This is a genomic window from Brevibacillus sp. FW301-21C12A, assembly GCF_058788915.1.
This window is the reverse complement of the sequence record NZ_JBYTBG010000091.1, coordinates 1-5,436: the sequence shown is the minus strand read 5'-3', so window position 1 is coordinate 5,436 and position 5,436 is coordinate 1. Positions and strand designations below refer to the sequence as shown.

The window sequence follows — 5,436 nt, the reverse complement described above, 5'->3', positions numbered from 1 at the left end:
ATTCCAAGACCCAGCATACAGGAGGCGCTTTTTTCTTTCAAAGCTCAAATTTCTTCATTACAGGAATGGCTCCTCGTTATTTAGTACCTTACGTACTTGCCGCAATGAGATCCCTAAAGTTTTAGATATTTCAGCTTGCGTAACACCATTCTCATTAAGATAACTAATCAAGGTGATTTGCTCTTCATTAAAGCCCTTAAAGAGGTAAATTTGATAAAGAAATAAAGGATACGTAACTACTTTCTCTTCAGCAATAACCGTTGCTTTTATTGCGTTATAACTTAGGACCTTAATATCAGAGGGGGATAGCCCCTGCAACAATGAAGCCACCCTCGATATTTTTTTTGAGTCATTGATAAAATCGCATTCAACACTTTTTAGGAATAGCTGAAGAAGTTTAATTATTTCTGTATCAGTTGGTTTGGGAATTTCTATCACGGTTGAGAACCTTCTCCAAACTGCTGGGTCGAGTAATTTCTCATGATTCGTGGCTGCAATCAAAATGTTATTTTGATTAAAGCTATCAATATTTTGTAACAGACTATTCACTACTCGTTTCAGTTCCCCAACCTCATGTTCATCATCCCTCGACTTAGCTATAGCATCAAATTCATCTAAGAACAAAATACAAGGTCGTTCTTTAGCATATTCAAATATTCTCCGTATGTTTTTAGCCGTACTACCAAGTAATGAAGAAACCAATGCATCTAGTTTAGCTGTAATTAAAGGTAAGCCTGTTTGTTGGGATATGTAATGCGCAATACTTGTTTTTCCACAACCCGGTGGTCCGTATAGTAATAATGATTCCGGTAAATCTATACCTAATTTGACAAATTCACCTCTATGTTTTAATGACGAAACATAGTTGTCAACTTTTGTTTTGGTTAATTCCGGTAGTATAATTTCATCCTTGGGTGCACTTGCGATGGATATATCGACCATGTCTAACCGACTATCTTGATCGACAGGTTTGGCCATGAATTCATCTAGGTAAACTGGATGGACGTTTTTTTTATCTAATAAATCCTTTATCCTGTCTGCAAATTTTCCCTCTCCTTCCGCGCGTAATTTCTCCACAAGTAACTGAGCATAGCTCTGGACCTTATCACGATTCTTTTCTAGACCACCTTCAATAATCTTTAACAATTCAGTTCTCATTTTCAAAATAATCGACTCCTTATAAGATGTAGCTCACAGTTGATGTATCTGATAACATAATAACACTTTACAACATAAAATGCACGATTTATTATAAAAATATAACGACTTTTTTAATTTATGTAACGATAGTCGTGTTATGTATAACGATAACAGCTTGATTGGTTAGGGGGGCGAAACATAAGTATGCTGTTTTTCTAGATCAAGTCCATATTTGTGTGTAAAATTGCCCTCGGTTAGAATGCCCCCTTCCGTCCCCCGAAGGGGGAGACGCAGGGAGCACACCCCCTGCACCCCGTCACTCGCCGTATGGCAGGCCCAGCAAGGGATTGCTGGGTTTTTCAAAAGTGTGTTTCATTCAGCCTGTCAAGGCTAAAAATGGAACGCTTCGCGGCCTTGACAGGCTTAGATGCGGTGTTTATTAGCCGATGCGAGTGACTTTGGTATGGGAGGAGATTGGGGATTGTCCTTGACGCCATTCAAGATATTCTGTCATGTCCAAATACTTTTTGCCGCTAGCCCATTTCTCGTCCGTTTCCATGAGCAAGGCCCCTATCAAGCGGATGGCAGACTCTCGATTCGGAAAAATCCGAATCACGCGTTCACGGCGGCGGATTTCCTCATTCAACCGCTCCATCGGATTGGTGGTGCGAAGACGCTTGCGGTACTTTTCCGGTAATGCCAAGACGGCTGTGACATCTTCGAAGCCTGCTTCCAGGACAGCCATGGCCTTCGGCGCTTTCGTTTCATACTCCTCCAGTACCTTCTCTAACAGCATCCGTGCCGTCTTTGCATCCGGTGCCTCCAGAATGGGGCGAATCCGGCTATGAATCTCGTCCTGCAAGGATTTGGGTGTGGCGTCAAGAATGTTGCGCATGAAGTGCGTCTGGCATCGCTGCCAGGTCACCCCTTGGAAGTTCCTGCGGATGGCTCGAACCAACCCTCCATGGTCATCCGACACAATCAGATCGACGCCTTTAAGCCCACGGCTTTTCAGCCAGCCAAAAAATTCGCTCCAGCTGGCCTCCGACTCGCTGTCGCCGAGCATAACGCCCAATACCTCCCGGTATCCATCGGCATTGACACCGATCCCGATGAGAGCGCCCCGTGACCGCACCCGCCCTTCTTCGCGTACTTTCAGGTACAGGGCATCGACGATGACAAAGGGGAACGAAGAATCGTGTAGCGGACGGTTGTTCCAGGCGTTCACGATAGGATCCAACCGCTTGCACAGATCGGACACGGTCGATTTGGAAAACTCCGTACCGCACAATTCTTCTGTGATCTGGGCCACCTTACGGGTAGACACACCGTTGACGACCATCTCCATGAGAGCCAGCACCAGTGCCTGTTCGCTGCGTTGATAACGGGCGAACAACTCGGTGGAGAACTTCCCGCCGCGAATGCGAGGGACACGAAGCGTGATCGTACCGACACGTGTAGTCAATTGGTGTGGGTATGTACCATTTCGATATGCTTGACGCTCATCTGTCCGTTCGTAGGGTTCCGCCCCCAACTGTTCGGTCGCCTGTGCCTGCAAGACTTGGTTCAATACGGATTCCAACAACTTGGCCACTCCCGAATCCTGTGAATTGCCGAGAAAAAGCTGATGCAAAAGTTGCGAATCTACGGTAATCTGGTATTGAGCCATTTCAAATTCCCTCTCCTTCGAATGTTGTCTAGTCAACTTCATTCTAACCGAGGGGGATTGAAAATGGCTCCCTTATTTTTAGAGAGATGCTGTTTTTACACAATTATACGGACTCAACTGTTTTTCTAAGTAATCAAACGAAAATAAAAATGGATTCATTTGAAACTGGAAGTCGTTTTGTACGGTACTCCCAAAAGAATGTTCGCAAATTGATGATAACTAGGAGGATAAAAAATGGAACAGATAATTAATCCGTCCACTTTTGTTGGTGCTTTAACGGTTGGTATTCTGGCTAGTCTAATTGTGGCATTTTTACCTATCCGCAGGAAAAAAGAAAATTCACTAAGCAATGTGATAAAACAAAAGGGTGAAGGTAATATCGCAATTCAAAATTCAAAGTTGGAGGCAAGAGTGAATGATAAATAATAAAAAAGAAGTTGAAAACAAGATTGAGCAGAAGGGAAACAACAATATTTCACTTCAAAATTCGAAAATCACCATTATTATCAATAAATTAAATAATAGGATGAGTCCGAAAAGGAGTTCAGAATCAAAAACCAATGATGATGTTGGTGGTGAACTCATCATTTGGGGAATTGGTCTTAGTTTATTACTTGCTGGGTACTTAATTTACCAAAATGAACTATTGGTATATGGGGGGGCAGCAGTTATCTTCTTCTGGGGACTGGTAGTATTAAGGATTCTAAACTTCAAGAGGAAAGGTTTATATAATAGTTTGAATATGCAAAACAAAGTATCTTTAATTTCATCAATGTTTTTTTGGTTAGCTATCGGCGGAGTAATGTATTTCCTTCAAAATCCATTATATCAGTCTGTACAAGCAGCAGAAGCCAAAGCATACATAACAAAGGCTGGATTTAATGGAGTAATTTCAAGGATTCTTGAGACGTTTATTAACCATCCAGGTACTGTGGCAAGTTTTGCTTTTCAGAGTATGTCATATGTTATGTTAGCATTACTTGCGATTTTTCTCATTTTAGATTATATGGGGTTCTCAATTACAATGTTAGCAGGCAGAATACATCAAAAATCGTTTGCGTATAAGAGAATTGAGTGGCTTGAAAAAAGAATGCTACGGTTTAGACTTAATAAGTCAGCTATCGTTGGATTTTCAATAATCATCCTAATGGCATTTCTTTCAGGTAGTGGGGTGTTCGCGAATTTAATTGAACTTGCACTTGCACAACAAGCAAATGGCGAGGAACTATCTACTCTACTGCATAAGTAGTTTAAAGTCTTCATGAACCTAACAATCCCTTTAGTCATTATGAAAAAGGGATTGTTCTTTTTACCATGATATTGTCTTCTATATATCTTAGCGCCCTGAAAAAGTTGATATGTTTTGTCGGATTATGTCATATCGTTTCACTTGTTGTGTATTTACTTGTCAACTATTCTGAAATAAATCCTAAAAAGAGAGAGGGCAAAAAATGACCGATGATTTTTGGAAAGTACAGTTTGATAGGGTTGGTAATGAACCTCTAAGTTGGTTGGTTCAAGCGATGTCTCTTAAGAGGTCTGGTGATATACTTTACAAAACTTTAGAAAAAGATATCGAGAAAGACCGGCTGGGAAAGGTTGGAGATAAGGTTGAATAGTCTGTTACATCGTCCTGTATGATGTTATATGGACTAGCCTTCGAAAACTTGATGAAAGGTATGGATCGGCTACACTGAATTGGACAATTCTCTTAAGGTCTAGTAGATTGAAATCAAATCGACAAGGAACGGAGAGAATGTCATGCAGAAACGTGAGCGTCGGTCATATACAGACGAGTTCAAGCAGCAGATGGTTCAACTTTACGAGAATGGGAAACCGCGGGCAGATATTTTGAGAGAATATGATCTGAGTGCATCTGCGTTTGACCGTTGGGTCAAACAGAGTAGAACAACAGGTTCTTTCAAAGAAAAGGACAACCGGACAGAGGAACAGAATGAACTCCTTGCGCTACGTAAGGAAATTCAACGATTGAAAATGGAGAACGATATTTTAAAGCAAGCAGCGCTGATCTTCGGACGAAAATAACAGTGATCCGGCAAAATGCACATAAGTACTCTGTGTCTGCCATGTGTACCATCCTCCAGGTGAATCGGAGTACCTACTACTACGAAAGTAACCAGCAGTCATCTAGCGATGATGAGGTGGAACAGGCGATCATCCGTATTTTTAAAGAGAATCAGCGCGTTTATGGAGCAAGAAAGATCAAGGCAACCCTGCAAAAAGAAGGAAGGACTGTTTCCAGACGGCGCATTGGACGTTTGATGAAGAAAAACGGTCTTGTATCGGTGTATACGGTTGCTCAGTATAAACCGCATAAGTCATCCTGTAATGATTCACCTATACAGAATGAATTGAATCGGGAGTTTACGAAAAACGAACCGTTGGAAGCCGTTGTGAGTGACTTGACATACGTTCGGGTCGCAAATAAATGGCACTATATTTGCTTGCTCGTAGACTTGTTTAACCAGGAGATCATTGGCTATAGCTGTGGAAAATACAAAGATGCTGCTCTCGTCTACCAGGCTTTTGCAAGCGTAAAGGGAGACTTGCGTCAGATCCAGCTCTTTCATACGGATCGTGGTAGTGAATTTAAAAATCAGACGATT

At 41.8% G+C, this 5,436-nt stretch carries 5 protein-coding genes and 1 pseudogene; 4 read left to right on the top strand and 2 right to left on the bottom strand.

The features are described 5' to 3' along the window. Positions 1-57 precede the first annotated feature (57 nt). Both AC3WQH_RS25235 and AC3WQH_RS25230 read right to left on the bottom strand, forming a co-directional pair. Positions 58-1,158, bottom strand: coding sequence for an AAA family ATPase (locus tag AC3WQH_RS25235; protein WP_492332315.1), 1,101 nt, complete (start codon positions 1,156-1,158; stop codon positions 58-60). A gap of 421 nt (positions 1,159-1,579) precedes the next feature. After that, positions 1,580-2,809 (bottom strand): IS256 family transposase, encoded by a 1,230-nt coding sequence (locus tag AC3WQH_RS25230; RefSeq protein WP_005837483.1) that lies wholly within the window; start codon positions 2,807-2,809, stop codon positions 1,580-1,582. Between the two features lie 234 nt (positions 2,810-3,043). Here AC3WQH_RS25230 and AC3WQH_RS25225 point away from each other — a divergent pair, with 234 nt between their 5' ends. From AC3WQH_RS25225 to AC3WQH_RS25210, 4 genes and pseudogenes are all read left to right on the top strand, one after another. Continuing rightward, positions 3,044-3,235 carry a hypothetical protein gene (locus AC3WQH_RS25225; RefSeq protein ID WP_431809876.1) on the top strand — a complete coding sequence of 64 codons (192 nt, stop codon included), beginning with the start codon at positions 3,044-3,046 and terminating at the stop codon, positions 3,233-3,235. Further along, positions 3,225-4,058, top strand: coding sequence for a hypothetical protein (locus tag AC3WQH_RS25220; protein WP_431809877.1), 834 nt, complete (start codon positions 3,225-3,227; stop codon positions 4,056-4,058). The genes AC3WQH_RS25225 and AC3WQH_RS25220 overlap by 11 nt, the downstream gene beginning before the upstream one ends. Before the next feature lie 202 nt (positions 4,059-4,260). Then, positions 4,261-4,428 carry a hypothetical protein gene (locus AC3WQH_RS25215; protein ID WP_431809878.1) on the top strand — a complete coding sequence of 56 codons (168 nt, stop codon included), beginning with the start codon at positions 4,261-4,263 and terminating at the stop codon, positions 4,426-4,428. Positions 4,429-4,570: 142 nt separating this feature from the next. Further along, positions 4,571-5,436 (top strand): annotated as a pseudogene (locus tag AC3WQH_RS25210) (IS3 family transposase); the annotation flags it as partial.

Bases quoted from the DNA above. Each gene is read 5' to 3' on its own strand.
- AC3WQH_RS25235 (WP_492332315.1), bottom strand. From the start codon at position 1,158: ATGAGAACTGAATTGTTAAAGATTATTGAAGGTGGTCTAGAAAAGAAT.
- AC3WQH_RS25230 (WP_005837483.1), bottom strand. From the start codon at position 2,809: ATGGCTCAATACCAGATTACCGTAGATTCGCAACTTTTGCATCAGCTT.
- AC3WQH_RS25225 (WP_431809876.1), top strand. From the start codon at position 3,044: ATGGAACAGATAATTAATCCGTCCACTTTTGTTGGTGCTTTAACGGTT.
- AC3WQH_RS25220 (WP_431809877.1), top strand. From the start codon at position 3,225: ATGATAAATAATAAAAAAGAAGTTGAAAACAAGATTGAGCAGAAGGGA.
- AC3WQH_RS25215 (WP_431809878.1), top strand. From the start codon at position 4,261: ATGACCGATGATTTTTGGAAAGTACAGTTTGATAGGGTTGGTAATGAA.